Genomic DNA, 16,397 nt, shown 5'->3' with positions numbered 1-16,397 from the left:
CGGGGTCCTTGGGATGAGGTGGTTGATAGAGGTTGGGCAGATACACCGAGTCAGCTTCTTCGCGAGCAGGCTCGCTCCCACAGGGGGGATACGCTGCCTATGTGGGAGCGAGCCTGCTCGCGAAGGCAATGTCATGGGCGATGCAGCTATCAGCCGGACACATTGACCGCAGCAGCACCGCGACGTTGCAGATAGATGTAGAAAAGCGCCGTCAGCACCGTCAAGCCACTGACCAGCGCGCCGGTCCACGGCAAGTCCGCCAGATCCGCGCCGCTGGCAACGACCAATCCACCAATCCACGCCCCCGCCGCGTTGCCGAGGTTGAACGCGCTCTGGTTCAACGTTGAGCCTAGATTCGGCGCTTCATGGGCCTGATCGATGATTAGCAGTTGCAAAATTGGGCACAGGGCAAAGGCGAAGATGCCCCACAACACTAGGGTGATTGCGGCTGGAATCACCGAGTGGCTGGTCTGTGTGAACGCGGCCAGCACGACCAGCACGGCCAGCGCCATACCCACCAGCGACGGCAGCAATCGACTGTCAGCCAGGCGACCGCCGAGCATGCTGCCTGCGGTCAGTCCGACCCCGAATAGCAGCAACATGATGGTCACGCCATGCGGGCTGACCCCGGTGATGTCTTGCAGGATGGGGGCAATGTAAGTGAAGACGCTGAACAGGCTGGTCGACGCCAGCACGCTCATGCCCAGGGCCAACAGAACGTTGACCTTGCCCAGTACTTTGAACTCGCTGGCGAGGTTGGCCTTGTCCATGGCGATGTCCTTCGGCAACCAGACCCATTGCGCGATAGCCGCGATCACACCGATCACCGACACCGCCCAGAACGTCGAGCGCCAGCCTGCGTATTGCCCGAGCGCAGTGCCCAATGGCACGCCCAGCACGTTGGCCAGGGTCAGGCCGGTGAACATCATGGCAATCGCCTGGGCGCGTTTGTTCGGTGCCACCAAACCGGCGGCAACCACCGAACCGATGCCGAAGAACGCACCATGGCAGAGCGCGGTGACCACTCGTGCGGCCATCAGCGTGGCGTAGTTCGGCGCCAGGGCGCAGAGAATGTTGCCGAGGATGAACATCAGGGTCATGCCCAGCAGCGTGGCTTTGCGCGGCATGTTGGCGGTGCCGACCGCGAGGATCGGCGCACCGAACACCACACCCAGGGCGTAGCCGGTGATCAGCAGACCCGCGTGGGGGATGCTGACGGCAAGGTCGCGGGCGACATCGGGCAGCAAGCCCATGATGACGAATTCAGTGGTGCCGATGCCGAACGCGGCAACAGCGAGGGCAAGCAAGGCGAGTGGCATGCGCAAGGTCTCTGTCGGTAGTCTTGACGCTCTGATCAGGCATACGCATGCCGACGCCCGTTCTCGACGAGAGCGGGCGGTGGCAGAAATTATTGGAATTAGTCTGTGCGCAACTGAGTGCGGCGTGGTCGCTTGCAGTATAAACAGCTGCTGACATATGGCGAATCAATTATCCAGCTGAACTCCGTAGGAGCTGTCGAGTGAAACGAGGCTGCGATCTTTTGATCTTGATTTTCCAGGAGCAAAAGATCGCAGCCTCGTTTCACTCGACAGCTCCTACAGAGGGCGGGACAAAATAAGGAGTGTGCCGTGCTTGCAACAGCACTGGTGTTAGTAGCGGCGCTGTTGCACGCGGCGTGGAATACCCTGATCAAATTCAGTGCGGAACGGCTGCTGGTGGTGGCCTGCATGGACAGCGTTGCAATGCTGTTTGTCGTGCTGATGCTGCCGTTCGTGGCGTTGCCACCCCTGGACCTCTGGCCGTGGATTCTGGCGTCGGCGGCGTTTGAATTGCTCTATCGCTATTTGCTGATCCAGGCCTATAGGGTCGGTGATCTCGGGCTGGTCTATCCGCTGATGCGTGGCTTGTCGCCACTGGTGGTGCTGGCACTGACGCTGATTTTTGCCGGAGAAGTGCTGACGAACCAGCAGATCTTCGGGATTCTGTTGATCCCGTTCGGCATGCTTTGCCTGCTCTGGCAGGGCGGCGGCGGTGCGCGATTGCCATGGTCGATGCTACCGGTGGTGGCGTTGATCGGCCTGTGCATCGGCTGCTACACCTTCATCGATGGCCAGGCGTTGCGGCGCTGGTCGCATCCGCTGGATTACCTGGTGTGGGTCACGTTGCTCAGCGCCTGGCCGTTCCCGTTACTGGCGCTGGTGCGTAAACGATCGGCCTTCATGTTGTTCTGGCGTGAACAGTGGCGACTGGGCTTGGCGGTCGGGTTTTGCGTGTTGTTCAGCTACGCTCTGGTGCTGTGGGCCATGCAGCTGGGCTCGATTGCCGAAGCGGCGGCATTGCGCGAGATCAGCGTGATCCTGGTGGTGCTGTTCGGCATGCGTTACCTGAAAGAACCTTTCGGCAGGCCGCGGCTCTTAGCTTGTGGGCTGGTGCTGATCGGCATGCTGGTGATGAAGTTTTGACTGGAGCTCGACTCTTGAAACTTGAAGAAGGGATTGCGTTATGACGGTTGCTCTGTGGTGCATTTTGATCGCGATTTTCCTGCCCTATATCTGCACGAGCATCGCCAGGGTCAGTGGCGGGTTCAGGCCGAAAGACAACCATGACCCCCGTGACTTTCTCGAGTCACTGAATGGTTTGGGCCGACGCGCGTATGCGGCGCATCTGAACAGTTTTGAAGTGACTCCCGCGTTCGCGGCGGCGGTGATCGTCGCGCACCTGGCCGGCAATGCCGAACTGGTGACGATCAACGTGCTGGCGGTGTTGTTCATCACCAGTCGGCTGCTGTACATCATTTGCTACTTGGCGGACTGGGCGATTTTGCGGTCGCTGATGTGGCTGGTGGGGCTGGGGTTGATCGTCAGTTTCTTTGTGGTTTCTGTTTAAGAGCCAGATCAAAAGATCGCAGGCTTCGCCAGCTCCTACAGGATCGATGCTCATCCGCGATTTTGCGGCGAACCTGATCATGTAGGAGCCTACGGTCTTTTGACTTTAAAGCTTGTCGGTCACCTGAGGCACTTGAGGCAGGGCTGCGCCTTTAGGCCATAGCATCCAGATCTGTCCCTGCTGTTTCATGTCGCCGGCCAATTGCCCGGCCGCATCGCCCGTGCCCCAGAACAGGTCTGCACGGACTTCGCCGGCAATTGCGCCGCCGGTGTCCTGAGCGGCAACCGGGCGTACCAGTGCGGTACCGTCCGGTTTAGTGGTCGATAACCACAACAGACTGCCCAGCGGAATCACTTTGCGATCCACCGCCGCGCTGTAGCCGGCGGTCAGCGGTACGTTCAACGAGCCGCGAGGTCCTTCGTTGCTGTCCGGATTGCGGGTGAAGAATACGTAGCTGGGGTTGCTGCCCAGCAGTTCCGGAATGCGCGTCGGATTGGCCTTGGCCCAATTGCTGATGGCGCCCATGGTCACTTCTTCTTTTTTCAGCTCGCCCTGGTCCACCAGCCAGCGGCCGATCGGTCGATACGGGTGACCGTTCTGGTCGGCATACGCGATGCGCAACTGGCGGCCATCGTCGAGCTGGATACGACCCGAACCCTGGATTTGCAGGAATTGCAGGTTCATCGGATCGGTCAGCCAGGCAACAACCGGTGCCTTGACCCCTTTGGTTTCAATGCTGGCCGCATCGTCGTAAGGCTTGAGCACGCGACCTTCGAGTCGTCCGCGCAGGCGTTTGCCTTTGAGTTCCGGATAAATGCTGTCCAGCGAGACGATGATCATGTCCTCGGGCACACCGTACACCGGGATGTTTGCCACTTCGGTCTGGGTCAGGCTGCCGGGGTAGACCGGCTCGTAATAGCCGGTGATCAAGCCGTTGGGATTGTCATTGGCGGCGCGCAATCCGTAGACGTCGAGGTTCTGCTTGAGGAAGCCACGAATGTCGCTGGCGGTTTGCGGCACGTTGGTGGCAGCCGCACATGTCGAGCCCCACACCGGGTCGGCTTTGAGTCGGGTACAGGCGCTGCGCCACGAACCGAAGCCGGCGACCAGGTCGTCGTCGGACACCGTCGGAAGTGCTTCCCACGTGGCGCTGGAGTAGGTCGCCAGGGCGTGGGTTTTTGGTGTGTTGTTGTCGCCACCGGTGCAGCCCGCAAGCACGGCCACCATCGGAAGGGTCCAGGCGAGGTGGTGACGCCATGCCTTGAAACGGCTGTTCATGGAGTAATTCCTTTGTCGGTTGCCTGAGTGCTCATGCGCTCAAACAACCCGTATTGTTAATAGGGCTATTGGTCTTTGCCGATGACACGAGGATACTGGCCGCCGTTTCCCGTGACCTGAAGCCACCATGACTCTTAAAAGACTGTCTGTTGTATTGCTGGCCTGCCTGGCGTTGTCCGCCTGCGGTGGTGTCGATCCCAACTCGCCGCTGGGCCAGCGCAAGGCGATCTTCAAGCAAATGCTCAAGACCGGCGAAGACCTGGGCGGCATGTTGCGTGGTCGCATTCCGTTCGACGGCCCGAAATTCGCTGACGGTGCCGTGAAGCTCGATGCGTTGTCCCGTGAACCCTGGAAACATTTTCCGCAGGTGCGCGAAGAAGATCACACCAGCGCCAAGAGCGATGTCTGGCAGAAACAGGAACACTTCCAGGACATGGCCCGCACCCTTGAAGTCGCCACCGGTGAATTGGTGATTGCCAGCAAGGTTCAGCCTTACAAGGCCAGTAACCTTGGGCCGGCGGTGCAGAAGGTCGAAGATGCCTGCAGTGCTTGCCATAAAGAGTTCCGGGATCATTGAGTCCTGAACTGATCCTTACTTATCCAGCTCATCGAGTGCGTCCTGCAGCTCCTTGCGGGACTCGGCGAGTTTGTCTTTGCGCTTGTTGATCTTCTCGGCGTCGCCTTTGTTCATGGCCTTGTCGAGGTCAGCCTGACGCTTGCTGACGTCGTGCTTGGCGTCGAGCACCTTGTTCTCCCGTTCTTTCTTCAGGGACGCGTCGGTGCAATGAGCAGTGACTTCGCTCAGGGCCGTTTCAAGGCCTGCCTGCTGATCGGCGTTACCGTGAGACTTGGCCAGTTCAATCTGGTTGATAAAGCCCTGCTTCTTTGCGGCGCAGCCGGTCAGGCCCGGAGCTTCTTCGGCGGCCATCAGTGGAGCGGCCAGCACGCTGCAAAGGGTCAACAGGGCGAGCGGTGAAAGAAGTTTCATAAAAGCTCCATGTGAAAAAGCGATCGGGTCGATGTGGCGATGGGGTGTTTGAGCCCAGCGACACCATTGGGTTCCCGGGTTGGCGGGCATCGCCGGCCGCTAAAAGCCGTCAATCTCCGCAAGACGTAATGTTTCACTCAAGGCCAGGACCTGCGGGTCGCGGAAAAATGCGCTCAATTGCGCTGCGCGTCCCGGGCCGATGCCAGCTTCTGCCTGCCATTGTTCGATAGTTCGTTGTGCCAGTTCCTGCCACGAATCGGCAAGCCGCGCCTGGCCGGTCGGCGGTAAACCCAGGGCTTTGAGCCAGCGAGCGAAAGGGCGTTGTCGGGCACGGTTGAAACTGTTCAAAAGACGAGCGCTGCTGCGTTCGCCGAAGCCGTCAATGTTAGCAAGCTCTTGAGCATCGAGGGTCAACCAATCCAGCAGGCCATTCAGACGGCCTGTTTCGAAAAGTTTCTCCCAAGTGCCAGGGCCGACATGTGGCAACGCCAGGCCCTGCTTGCCGCTGAGCCAGGTCAGTCGGGCGAGGAATTGGCTTTCGCACCCTGGTATCGGCTGCCAGCAACTCAAATGATGAAAGTCTTCCGCCAGCGGTACGTTCAATTCAGCGCGTTGGGTGCTGCGCAGCATGACACCGTCAAGCCTGGGAATGGTCAGGCCTGCCAGGCTGATGGCGACCTGATCTCCGGGCCGGATATCAAGTGCTTCCCAGCGTTGCAGTGAGCTCACACTGACTCGCTTGATCTGCCGGTCATCGAGCCTCACCGGTGTCAATTCCAGTACAGGGGTGATCCGTCCGGTCCGTCCAATCTTGAAGTGGACCTTGCGCACCTCGGCCAAGGCCTGGGCAAAAGGGTATTTCCAGGCGACGCTCCAGTAAGGCGGTTTAGCCTGCCAGCGCTCAGCGGATGGGCGCTGATCCTGGCGCAGGACGATGCCATCACTGGTGAAGGGCAGGGGCGAGCGATACCAGTGATCGCGCCAGCGTTCTGCGTCGGCAAATACCTTGATCGAGTGACTGTAAGGTGCGGCGCTCGGGAAACCCAACTCATCCAGGACTGCGATGCGGGCGGGCAAACTGGCCGGGCCTTGGGGCCAGTCCCAGACAAACAGGCCGATCGCGGCGGCTTGCTCGGTGCTTAACTTTTTGCGGGCCATCAAACCGGCCACTGTGGCGCGTGCATTGAGGCTGCCGGCGCGGGCCTGTACATGGTCGGTCAGGCGCCAATAGAGTTCACCTTGCAGCAACAGGTCCAGCGGCTGTGGCAATTGTTGGGGGATGGCGGCGATCTGGCGGGCCGAAGCCGTCCAGTCCTGGCCATTTATTCCGTCACCGCGGCTGATAGCTTGAGTCAGCAGGCCTTTGCGGTAGATCAGCGTCACCGCCACGCCATCGATCTTGGGCTGAATCCAGACATCGCTCCGTCCTTTTAGCCAGGCTTCGACGGCGCGACCATCGTGGAGTTTTTCCAGGCCCGTGTGGGCGATGGGGTGAGGCATCGTGCCGCCCGCGGTACGTAGCGGTTCCGCGGGTTGGTCCAGGTCGAAACACGTGCGCCATTCGGTCAGTCGTGCACGGGACTGATCGTAGAGTTCATCGGCGACCAATGAGCGGCCGCGCCGGTGATAGCTGTCGTCCCAGAGGTCGATTTGTTTCTGCAGTGACGTGATTTCGTCCAGGGCGCGTGTGGGTGGCCAGTCGGGGCACTCGGTAGCGTGGGTGGTCAGGCAGCAAATCATCAGTAGAAAACTGAAAAACACGCGCAGGTCGGGGAGCATCGTGAGCGTCCTTGCTCGGGGAGATGCTTCAAGGCTAGTCAGTATTTGCGGGCGAGATGGGCGGGTATTTTGCCGGGTGTTTCTGATGGTGGCTGGTATGGCGCCTTCGCGAGCCTGCTCGCGAAGGCGGCGACACGGTCCCAAGCGCAAGGCAATAAAAAGCCCCGCACGGCGAACCGTGCGGGGCTTTTGGTACCGCCGGGGAAGTCTTACAGGCCGGCAGCAGCGCGCAAGGAATCAGCGCGGTCGGTCTTTTCCCAGGTGAAGGTGGTGAAAGTGTCATCGCCCACAGTCTTGGTGGCCGGAGTACGACCGAAGTGGCCGTACGCAGCGGTTTCCTGGTACATCGGGTGCAGCAGGTCGAGCATGGTGGTGATTGCGTATGGACGCAGGTCGAACACTTCGCGAACCAGTTTGACGATTTTGTCGTCGCTGATTTTGCCGGTGCCGAAGGTGTTCAACGAGATCGACGTCGGCTGAGCAACACCGATCGCGTAGGAAACCTGGATTTCGCAACGCTCGGCCAGGCCGGCTGCCACGATGTTCTTGGCCACGTAACGACCCGCGTAGGCGGCCGAACGGTCAACCTTCGATGGATCTTTACCGGAGAACGCGCCGCCGCCGTGACGGGCCATGCCGCCATAGCTGTCAACGATGATCTTGCGACCGGTCAGACCGCAGTCGCCTACCGGGCCACCGATGATGAACTGGCCAGTCGGGTTGATGTGGAACTGGGTGTCTTTGCTCAGCAGTTCGGCAGGCAGTACGTGCTTGACGATCAGCTCCATCACGCCTTCGCGCAAGTCTTTGTAGGACACGTCAGGGTTGTGCTGAGTCGACAGTACAACGGCGTCGATACCGACAACCTTGCCGCCTTCGTAACGGCAAGTCACTTGCGACTTGGCGTCCGGGCGCAGCCAAGGCAGCAGGCCGGATTTACGGGCTTCGGCCTGACGCTGAACCAGCTGGTGCGAGAAGGTGATCGGTGCTGGCATCAGCACGTCGGTCTCGTTGCTGGCGTAACCGAACATCAGGCCCTGGTCGCCGGCGCCTTGATCTTCAGGCTTGGCACGGTCGACACCCTGGTTGATGTCAGGGGACTGCTTGCCGATGATGTTCATCACGCCGCAAGTGGCGCCGTCGAAGCCGACATCGGAGCTGTTGTAGCCGATGTCCAGAATGACGTTACGCACGATCTCTTCCAGGTCGACCCAGGCCGACGTGGTGACTTCACCTGCGATGATTGCAACGCCGGTTTTTACCAGTGTCTCGACCGCTACACGGGCGAATTTGTCTTCAGCAATGATGGCGTCCAGCACCGCATCGGAAATCTGGTCGGCGATTTTGTCCGGATGCCCTTCGGACACGGACTCGGAGGTGAAGAGGGAGTATTCGCTCATCTCGATTTTTTCCTGAATTTACCGATGGTGAGTGTCGCCAGCCGGTCGCTGAAAATGGCGGACCTGGATCTGGAAACCATTACGTAAGCCTACATAGAGGCTTTCCCCGGGAACGAGTCCCGCAGCGGTGGCCCAACGGGCCAAATCGTCCTGTTCAAACCCCAACCATAGATCACCGCAGGCCTCCCTGGCCCAACTCTGGTTGTGGCTACATAACTCTGTCACGAGCAGGCTACCGCCCGGTTGCAGCAAGTCGGCCATGTGCTTGAGTGCTTCGGCCGGCGCGGCGAAATGGTGCAGCACCATGTTCAGTACAACGCAGTCAGCCTTGAGGCGGACACCGTTCAATGCATCGGCCAGTTGCAGGCTGACGTTAGCCAGCGTTTCACGTTCGCAAACCTGGCGCGCCAGTTCGAGCATCGCCGGGCTGTTGTCCAGCGCCGTGACCTGTGTGAAGCGGCGCGCCAGTTCCGGCAGAAATGCGCCGTCGCCGGGGCCGACTTCGATGGCCGTGGCGCCTTCGCTGAAACTCAGCTTCTCGAGCAATGCCACCACGCTTTCGCGGTATTGCGGCAGACCGGCGATCAAGTCTTGCTGGGCGCGAAATTTCTCCGCGACCCGTGAGAAAAAGTCCTGGCTGGCCGCCGCTCGTTGCCCATGGACCTGAGCGATCCGCGACTGCACCTCGGCAGGCAGGGTCAGGTTGTCCACTTCTTCCAGCAAGGCTGCGTGCAGTTTGCCGCCCAGCAGGTCGGTGTGGGGCAGGGCGCGACGGTAGAAAATCGCGTTGCCTTCACGGCGCGTCGCCACCAGAGCGGCCTGGGCCAATACCTTGAGGTGATGACTCATGCCGGACTGGCCGATGCCAAAAATCTGCGCCAGCTCCAGTACGCCAAACGAATCGTTGGCCAGCGCGCGCAATACATTCAGCCGCAGAGGATCGCCGCCGGCCTTGCACAGGGCCGCCAGCTCATCGCAATCGTCATGTCGAATGGAAGGCACACGTAAATTCATAAGGCCAGCAGTCTAGTGACGGTCAGAAAACACCGCAAGAGCAATATCAAAAAGTTTTGATATTGCTCGATAGATGGCACTTCTCGGGGAAAGGGTCACTCTACAAGTCGTCAGCGGAAAGGTTTCACCAGGCGAATGCGACTTCATCCACCGGAAAAACGCCTCCAGATGATTATCTGTCATTGCCCCGAGGCGGGTGGGTGAGGGAAAATGCTCGCCTTTTTTCCGTTTCGTTTTATTCAGCCCCCAGGAGAACAGCGATGCCCAGCCGTCGTGAGCGTGCCAACGCCATTCGTGCCCTCAGCATGGATGCCGTGCAAAAAGCCAACAGCGGCCATCCCGGTGCCCCTATGGGTATGGCGGATATCGCCGAAGTACTTTGGCGTGACTACCTGAAGCACAACCCGAGCAATCCATCGTTCGCCGACCGTGACCGCTTCGTGCTGTCCAACGGTCACGGTTCGATGTTGATCTACTCGCTGCTGCACCTGACCGGCTACGATCTGTCGATCGAAGACCTGAAGAACTTCCGCCAGCTGCACAGCCGTACCCCGGGTCACCCGGAATTCGGCTACACCCCAGGCGTTGAAACCACCACCGGTCCACTGGGCCAAGGCCTGGCCAACGCCGTTGGTTTTGCCCTGGCAGAAAAAATCCTGGCGGCGCAGTTCAACCGTCCGGGCCACAACATTGTCGACCACCACACCTACGTGTTCCTGGGTGATGGCTGCATGATGGAAGGCATTTCCCACGAAGTCGGCTCCCTGGCCGGTACGTTGGGCCTGGGCAAGCTGATCGCTTTCTACGACGACAATGGCATCTCCATCGACGGCGAAGTGGAAGGCTGGTTCACCGACGACACGCCTAAGCGTTTCGAAGCCTATAACTGGCAGGTCATCCGCAACGTCGACGGTCACGATCCTGAAGAGATCAAGATCGCGATCGAAACTGCGCGCAAAAGCGATCAGCCAACCCTGATCTGCTGCAAGACCACCATCGGTTTCGGTTCGCCGAACAAGCAAGGCAAGGAAGACTGCCACGGCGCCCCACTGGGTGACGCGGAAATCGCTCTGACCCGTGCTGCGCTGAAATGGAATCACGGTCCGTTCGAAATCCCGGCCGACATCTACGCCGAGTGGGACGCCAAGGAAACCGGTCGCGCGGCCGAAGCCGAATGGGATCAGCGTTTCGCTGCCTATTCTGCTGCTTTCCCTGAGTTGGCCAACGAGCTGATTCGTCGTCTGAGCGGCGAACTGCCGGAAGACTTCGCTGAAAAAGCCTCTGCTTATATTGCTGAAGTCGCTGCCAAAGGCGAAACCATCGCCAGCCGTAAAGCCAGCCAGAACGCATTGAATGCCTACGGCCCGTTGCTGCCTGAACTGCTGGGCGGCTCCGCTGACCTGGCCGGTTCCAACCTGACCCTGTGGAAAGGTTGCAAAGGTGTTTCGGCTGAAGACGCCAGCGGCAACTACATGTACTACGGCGTTCGCGAGTTCGGCATGAGCGCGATCATGAACGGCGTGACCCTGCACGGCGGTCTGGTGCCTTACGGCGCGACCTTCCTGATGTTCATGGAATACGCCCGCAACGCCGTGCGTATGGCCTCGCTGATGAAGCAGCGTGTCGTGTTCGTCTACACCCACGACTCCATCGGTCTGGGCGAAGACGGCCCGACTCACCAGCCGATCGAGCAACTGACCAGCTTGCGCAGCACGCCGAACCTCGACACCTGGCGCCCAGCCGATGCCGTTGAATCGGCGGTGTGCTGGAAGCTGGCTCTGGAACGCAAGGACGGCCCTTCGGCGCTGATCTTCTCGCGTCAGAACCTGCAACACCAAACCCGCAATGCGTTCCAGATCGCCGACATCGCCCGTGGCGGTTACGTGTTGAAGGACTGCGACGGCGAGCCTGAGCTGATCCTGATCTCTACCGGTTCTGAAGTGGGTCTGGCGGTTCAGGCTTACGACAAGTTGACCGAACAGGGTCGCAAAGTGCGTGTTGTTTCGATGCCTTGCACCAGCGTGTTCGATGCTCAGGACGCCGGCTACAAGCAAGCGGTTCTGCCGTTGCAGGTCAGCGCCCGTATCGCCATCGAAGCCGCCCACGCGGACTACTGGTACAAGTACGTGGGCCTGGAAGGCCGCGTGATCGGCATGACCACCTACGGCGAGTCGGCGCCTGCGCCTGCGTTGTTCGAAGAGTTCGGTTTCACCCTGGAAAACATCCTGGGTCAGGCTGAAGAGCTGCTGGAAGACTAAAACACCACGCGGCGGCCCAGGCTGCCGCGTTTCCTGTAGGAGCTGCCGAAGGCTGCGATCTTTTGATCTTGATCTTAAAAACAAGATCAAAAGATCGCAGCCTCGTTTCACTCGACAGCTCCTACAGGGGTCGTGTTGTTAACGAGATTTCGTTCTGTCTGCGTCTATCGAGAACCCCATGCCTCAACCGCGTCCTTACAAAGTTGCACTCAACGGCTACGGCCGGATTGGTCGTTGCGTCTTGCGTGCGTTGTTTGAGCGAGGCGATAAGGCCGGGTTTGAAATTGTTGCGATCAACGATCTGGCTGACATGGCCAGCATCGAATACCTGACACGCTTTGACTCCACTCACGGGCGCTTTCCCGGCGAAGTGAAGGTCGACGGCGATTGTCTGCATATTAATGGCGACTGCGTGAAGGTCCTGCGCAGTGCCACCCCCGAAGGCATCGATTGGGCGTCGCTGGGCGTCGATCTGGTGCTGGAATGCTCCGGTGCTTACCACACCCGTGAAGACGGCCAGCGTTTCCTCGACGCCGGTGCGCCGCGCGTGCTGTTTTCCCAGCCGATGGCCAGCGAGGCGGATGTCGACGCCACCATCGTCTACGGCGTGAACCAGGATTGCCTGACCGGTGATGAGTTGCTGGTGTCCAACGCGTCCTGCACCACCAACTGCGGCGTGCCGCTGTTGCGCCTGCTGGATCAGGCCATTGGTCTGGAATACGTGTCGATCACCACCATTCACTCGGCGATGAACGATCAGCCTGTGATCGACGCCTATCATCACGAAGACTTGCGTCGCACCCGTTCGGCGTTTCAGTCGGTGATTCCTGTGTCCACTGGTCTGGCGCGTGGCATCGAACGCCTGTTACCGGAACTTGCCGGGCGAATTCAGGCCAAAGCCGTGCGGGTGCCGACAGTTAACGTGTCTTGCCTCGACATTACGATGCAGACCGTGAGTGACACCGACGCCACTGAGGTCAACCGGATTTTGCGCGAGGCCGCCACCAGTGGCCCGCTCAAAGGCCTTCTGGCCTACACCGAGTTGCCTCACGCCAGTTGTGATTTCAACCACGACCCACATTCGGCCATCGTCGATGCCAGTCAGACTCGAGTTTCCGGCCCACGGCTGGTGAACATCCTGGCCTGGTTCGACAACGAATGGGGTTTTGCCAACCGAATGCTGGACGTTGCAGAGCACTATCTGCAAGCAGCCATTAAAAAACCGTAACCCAGGAAATGCGACCCATGACCGTGTTGAAGATGACCGACCTCGATCTGCAAGGTAAGCGCGTACTGATCCGCGAAGACCTCAACGTCCCAGTCAAGGACGGTGTAGTCACCAGCGATGCGCGAATCCTGGCCTCGCTGCCGACCATCAAGCTGGCCCTGGAAAAAGGTGCGGCCGTGATGGTCTGCTCGCACCTTGGCCGTCCGACCGAAGGCGAGTTCTCGGCCGAGAACAGCCTCAAGCCAGTCGCTGACTACCTGAGCAAGGCCCTGGGGCGTGAAGTGCCGCTGGTGGCCGATTACCTGGGCGGCGTTGACGTGAAGGCCGGCGACATCGTGCTGTTCGAAAACGTGCGCTTCAACAAAGGCGAGAAAAAGAACGCTGACGAACTGGCCCAGCAATACGCCGCCCTGTGCGACGTGTTCGTGATGGACGCCTTCGGCACCGCTCACCGCGCCGAGGGTTCGACCCATGGCGTGGCCAAGTTCGCCAAAGTCGCGGCCGCTGGCCCGTTGCTGGCCGCCGAACTGGATGCACTGGGCAAAGCCCTCGGCGCCCCGGCCCAGCCAATGGCGGCGATTGTTGCCGGCTCCAAGGTATCGACCAAACTCGACGTACTCAACAGCCTGAGCCAGATCTGCAACCAGCTGATCGTCGGCGGCGGCATTGCCAACACCTTCCTGGCCGCTGCCGGTCACCCGGTCGGCAAGTCCCTGTACGAGCCGGACCTGCTGGACACCGCTCGCGCCATCGCCGCCAAGGTCAGCGTACCGCTGCCGGTCGACGTCGTGGTTGCCAAGGAATTCGCTGAAAGCGCCACCGCTACCGTCAAGCTGATCGCTGATGTGGCCGCAGACGACATGATTCTGGACATCGGCCCACAGACCGCGGCGAATTTCGCCGAGCTGCTGAAGTCGTCCAAGACCATCCTGTGGAACGGCCCGGTGGGCGTGTTCGAATTCGATCAGTTCGGTAACGGCACCAAAGTGCTGGCCCAGGCCATCGCAGAAAGCTCGGCATTCTCCATCGCTGGCGGCGGCGACACCCTGGCCGCCATCGATAAATATGGCGTTGCCGATCAGATCTCCTACATTTCTACCGGTGGCGGCGCGTTCCTCGAATTCGTCGAAGGCAAGGTGCTGCCGGCCGTTGAAGTCCTGGAAAGCCGGGCCAAGGCCTGAGGCCGCCCATTTGACCAGGCAAAGGAGTGTTCAGATGGTCAAAACATTAGCGCTGTTGATTATCGCAGGGTCGTTGGCAGCTTGCGGGAGTAACCCGAAAGCCCCGAAGGTACCCGAGACGCCTGAACAGGACAAAGGCTGCTACCAGGCCGACTGGCAGGCCGAAACCAACCCGGTGATCAACAAGCGTTCCGGGCCTGATGGCCTGGACAAATACGAGACACAGACCCCGGCCAAGGAACATGGCTGCCCTTGACGGGTCTGACACTTTACTCAGGGCTGGCGGCGTGCGTCGTCAGTCGAGGAACATGGATGAAAGGTTTTATCGCCGTTACGGCGCTGGCTCTGCTGGCAGGTTGCGCTAATTTGAACCTGTTCAAGCCTGCCGAATCGACGGACAACTGGTCCACCTGGACCTGCGACAGTCAGGCCAAAGTGCTCTGGTGCTACACCGATGAAAGCCGCAAGGAAGTCGACGTTCGCCTGGGCGGTGCCGATCAGGTCTACCGCTTGAAGCATGAGCCGGGCGCCGACGGTTCGCTGTACAGCAATGACATGCTGGCGTTTCACATAAAAGGTGAGGAAGGCCTGGTGTACTGGGTCGCCACCAATGATTTGATCGGCCGCGGTTGCAAAGCGCAGTAACGCCGCAAGATTTAGGCAACACCGAATTGGCAGGCAGGGCTGACCCCCGATCTGCAATAACTTGAATAGCCGCCGCCGCTACGGCAGGCTGGCACGATTAACGACCCTCAACCGGGAGATACACACACAATGGCACTTATCAGCATGCGCCAGATGCTGGACCACGCAGCCGAGTTCGGCTACGGCGTTCCAGCCTTCAACGTCAACAACCTTGAGCAGATGCGCGCCATCATGGAAGCCGCTGACAAGACTGACTCCCCGGTGATCGTCCAGGCTTCGGCCGGTGCTCGCAAATACGCCGGCGCACCGTTCCTGCGTCACCTGATCCTGGCGGCAATCGAAGAATTCCCGCACATCCCGGTGTGCATGCACCAGGACCACGGCACCAGCCCTGACGTCTGCCAGCGCTCCATCCAACTGGGCTTCAGCTCGGTGATGATGGACGGTTCCCTGGGCGAAGACGGCAAGACCCCGACCGACTACGACTACAACATCCGCGTCACCCAACAAACCGTGGCCATGGCTCACGCCTGCGGCGTATCGGTAGAAGGCGAGCTGGGCTGCCTGGGTTCGCTGGAAACCGGCATGGCCGGTGAAGAAGACGGAATCGGCGCCGAAGGCGTTCTGGATCACAGCCAAATGCTGACCGACCCGGAAGAAGCCGCTGACTTCGTCAAACGCACTCAGGTCGACGCCTTGGCCATCGCCATCGGCACCAGCCACGGCGCGTACAAGTTCACCAAGCCGCCTACCGGCGACGTGCTGGCCATCGACCGCATCAAAGAAATCCACAAGCGCATTCCGAACACCCACCTGGTGATGCACGGTTCGTCTTCGGTTCCGCAAGACTGGCTGGCGATCATCAACCAGTACGGCGGCGACATCAAAGAAACCTACGGCGTACCGGTTGAAGAAATCGTCGAAGGCATCAAGCACGGCGTGCGTAAGGTCAACATCGACACCGACCTGCGTTTGGCGTCTACCGGTGCGATGCGTCGCCTGATGGCTACCAACCCGAGCGAGTTTGATCCGCGTAAATTCTTCGGCGCGACTGTAACGGCGATGCGTGATGTGTGTATCGCACGTTATGAAGCGTTTGGTACTGCGGGTAATGCTTCGAAGATTAAGCCGATCTCGTTGGAAGCGATGTATCAGCGGTATTTGAAGGGTGAGTTGAACGCCAAGGTCAACTAAGCCTTTGGTGTTTGAGTCGCATTAAAAACCCGCCGAGAGGCGGGTTTTTTGTGGTCGGAGCTTTTTAAGCGGCGCAGCTAATGCTCGGCGAATCAATGTCACTTATAACGGACATTTTTAAGGGTCGAGGCAGAAAAGTCCGATATAGGTGACATCCATCTTATTTTAGCGGTTCGATTTCTCGTCAAACCCGCGCTGCTCAATTACCCGAAACACATCGCTCACATCCTGGACCATGATCCGGGCGATGTTGGTGACGGTGTTGATGTCGTTCTCGGCGTAGTCGGGCAGGCTGGTACAGGCCATGAGGTTCAGATATTTGAGGACGGCGTTGAGGCGTTCGCTGACGCAGTTGTGGAGTTCGCGTAGCGGGGCGTCGCTGTCGATGAGCAGGACGGGGTAGTCGGTAGCGAATTGGGACATGGGGGTGAAGCGGCGGGGTGGATTGTTCATTGTCATAAGTAAATCTTCCTCGAATCTAAAAGGAGAGCTACTCGTACCGTTAGGGCTGCGAAACCCTATCGCCAACGATGTCAGCGACAGGCC

16 protein-coding genes are annotated in these 16,397 nt (G+C 59.6%); 9 read left to right on the top strand and 7 right to left on the bottom strand.

The genetic code is table 11. The annotated features are described in order from the left end of the window. Positions 1-149: 149 nt before the first annotated feature. Entirely contained in the window at positions 150-1,319 is a 1,170-nt protein-coding gene (locus tag EAH74_RS00925; RefSeq protein WP_140674939.1) for an MFS transporter, read from the bottom strand. A gap of 309 nt (positions 1,320-1,628) precedes the next feature. Here EAH74_RS00925 and EAH74_RS00920 point away from each other — a divergent pair, with 309 nt between their 5' ends. Both EAH74_RS00920 and EAH74_RS00915 read left to right on the top strand, forming a co-directional pair. Then, positions 1,629-2,462, top strand: a complete 834-nt coding sequence (locus tag EAH74_RS00920) for an EamA family transporter (protein WP_140674936.1) — start codon at positions 1,629-1,631, stop codon at positions 2,460-2,462. 40 nt (positions 2,463-2,502) lie between these two features. Then, a complete protein-coding gene (locus EAH74_RS00915) occupies positions 2,503-2,886 on the top strand; it encodes an MAPEG family protein (protein WP_123369154.1) in 384 nt (127 codons plus the stop codon). Between the two features lie 105 nt (positions 2,887-2,991). Here EAH74_RS00915 and mltA read toward each other — a convergent pair whose 3' ends face one another. After that, positions 2,992-4,164, bottom strand: a complete 1,173-nt coding sequence (mltA, locus tag EAH74_RS00910; RefSeq protein WP_140674933.1) for a murein transglycosylase A — start codon at positions 4,162-4,164, stop codon at positions 2,992-2,994. A gap of 127 nt (positions 4,165-4,291) precedes the next feature. Here mltA and EAH74_RS00905 point away from each other — a divergent pair, with 127 nt between their 5' ends. Continuing rightward, complete coding sequence (locus EAH74_RS00905) at positions 4,292-4,741, top strand: c-type cytochrome (RefSeq protein WP_140674930.1); 450 nt, start codon at positions 4,292-4,294, stop codon at positions 4,739-4,741. A gap of 15 nt (positions 4,742-4,756) precedes the next feature. Here EAH74_RS00905 and EAH74_RS00900 read toward each other — a convergent pair whose 3' ends face one another. From EAH74_RS00900 to EAH74_RS00885, 4 genes are all read right to left on the bottom strand, one after another. Beyond that, complete coding sequence (locus EAH74_RS00900; RefSeq protein WP_140674927.1) at positions 4,757-5,152, bottom strand: DUF1090 domain-containing protein; 396 nt, start codon at positions 5,150-5,152, stop codon at positions 4,757-4,759. Between the two features lie 99 nt (positions 5,153-5,251). Next, entirely contained in the window at positions 5,252-6,931 is a 1,680-nt protein-coding gene (ligB, locus tag EAH74_RS00895) for an NAD-dependent DNA ligase LigB (protein ID WP_140674924.1), read from the bottom strand. A 209-nt stretch (positions 6,932-7,140) separates the two neighbouring features. Continuing rightward, positions 7,141-8,331 (bottom strand): methionine adenosyltransferase, encoded by a 1,191-nt coding sequence (gene metK, locus EAH74_RS00890; protein WP_033060397.1) that lies wholly within the window; start codon positions 8,329-8,331, stop codon positions 7,141-7,143. A gap of 18 nt (positions 8,332-8,349) precedes the next feature. Further along, on the bottom strand, positions 8,350-9,345 hold the full coding sequence (locus EAH74_RS00885; protein WP_140674921.1) for an ArsR/SmtB family transcription factor: 996 nt from the start codon (positions 9,343-9,345) through the stop codon (positions 8,350-8,352). Between the two features lie 260 nt (positions 9,346-9,605). Between EAH74_RS00885 and tkt the strand changes: the two genes are divergently transcribed. From tkt to fba, 6 genes are all read left to right on the top strand, one after another. Further along, complete coding sequence (gene tkt / locus EAH74_RS00880; protein WP_140674918.1) at positions 9,606-11,603, top strand: transketolase; 1,998 nt, start codon at positions 9,606-9,608, stop codon at positions 11,601-11,603. A 178-nt stretch (positions 11,604-11,781) separates the two neighbouring features. Continuing rightward, entirely contained in the window at positions 11,782-12,831 is a 1,050-nt protein-coding gene (gene epd / locus EAH74_RS00875; protein WP_140674915.1) for an erythrose-4-phosphate dehydrogenase, read from the top strand. 17 nt (positions 12,832-12,848) lie between these two features. After that, entirely contained in the window at positions 12,849-14,012 is a 1,164-nt protein-coding gene (locus EAH74_RS00870) for a phosphoglycerate kinase (protein ID WP_033060390.1), read from the top strand. 34 nt (positions 14,013-14,046) lie between these two features. Continuing rightward, positions 14,047-14,268 carry a hypothetical protein gene (locus EAH74_RS00865; protein ID WP_046045274.1) on the top strand — a complete coding sequence of 74 codons (222 nt, stop codon included), beginning with the start codon at positions 14,047-14,049 and terminating at the stop codon, positions 14,266-14,268. A gap of 56 nt (positions 14,269-14,324) precedes the next feature. Continuing rightward, a complete protein-coding gene (locus EAH74_RS00860; RefSeq protein WP_140674912.1) occupies positions 14,325-14,657 on the top strand; it encodes an MliC family protein in 333 nt (110 codons plus the stop codon). A gap of 129 nt (positions 14,658-14,786) precedes the next feature. Then, complete coding sequence (gene fba / locus EAH74_RS00855) at positions 14,787-15,851, top strand: class II fructose-bisphosphate aldolase (protein WP_054044249.1); 1,065 nt, start codon at positions 14,787-14,789, stop codon at positions 15,849-15,851. Positions 15,852-16,016: 165 nt separating this feature from the next. Here the strand turns inward: fba and EAH74_RS00850 are convergent, their stop codons facing one another. After that, the gene (locus tag EAH74_RS00850) at positions 16,017-16,310 is read right to left on the bottom strand and encodes a fructose-bisphosphate aldolase (RefSeq protein ID WP_140674909.1); all 294 of its coding nucleotides are present in this window, start codon (positions 16,308-16,310) and stop codon (positions 16,017-16,019) included. Positions 16,311-16,397 lie beyond the last annotated feature (87 nt).

Origin of the sequence: Pseudomonas mandelii (assembly GCF_006438925.1) — a bacterium.
GTDB classification, from domain to species: domain Bacteria; phylum Pseudomonadota; class Gammaproteobacteria; order Pseudomonadales; family Pseudomonadaceae; genus Aquipseudomonas; species Aquipseudomonas mandelii_C.
This window is presented reverse-complemented; position numbering and strand designations above follow the sequence as displayed.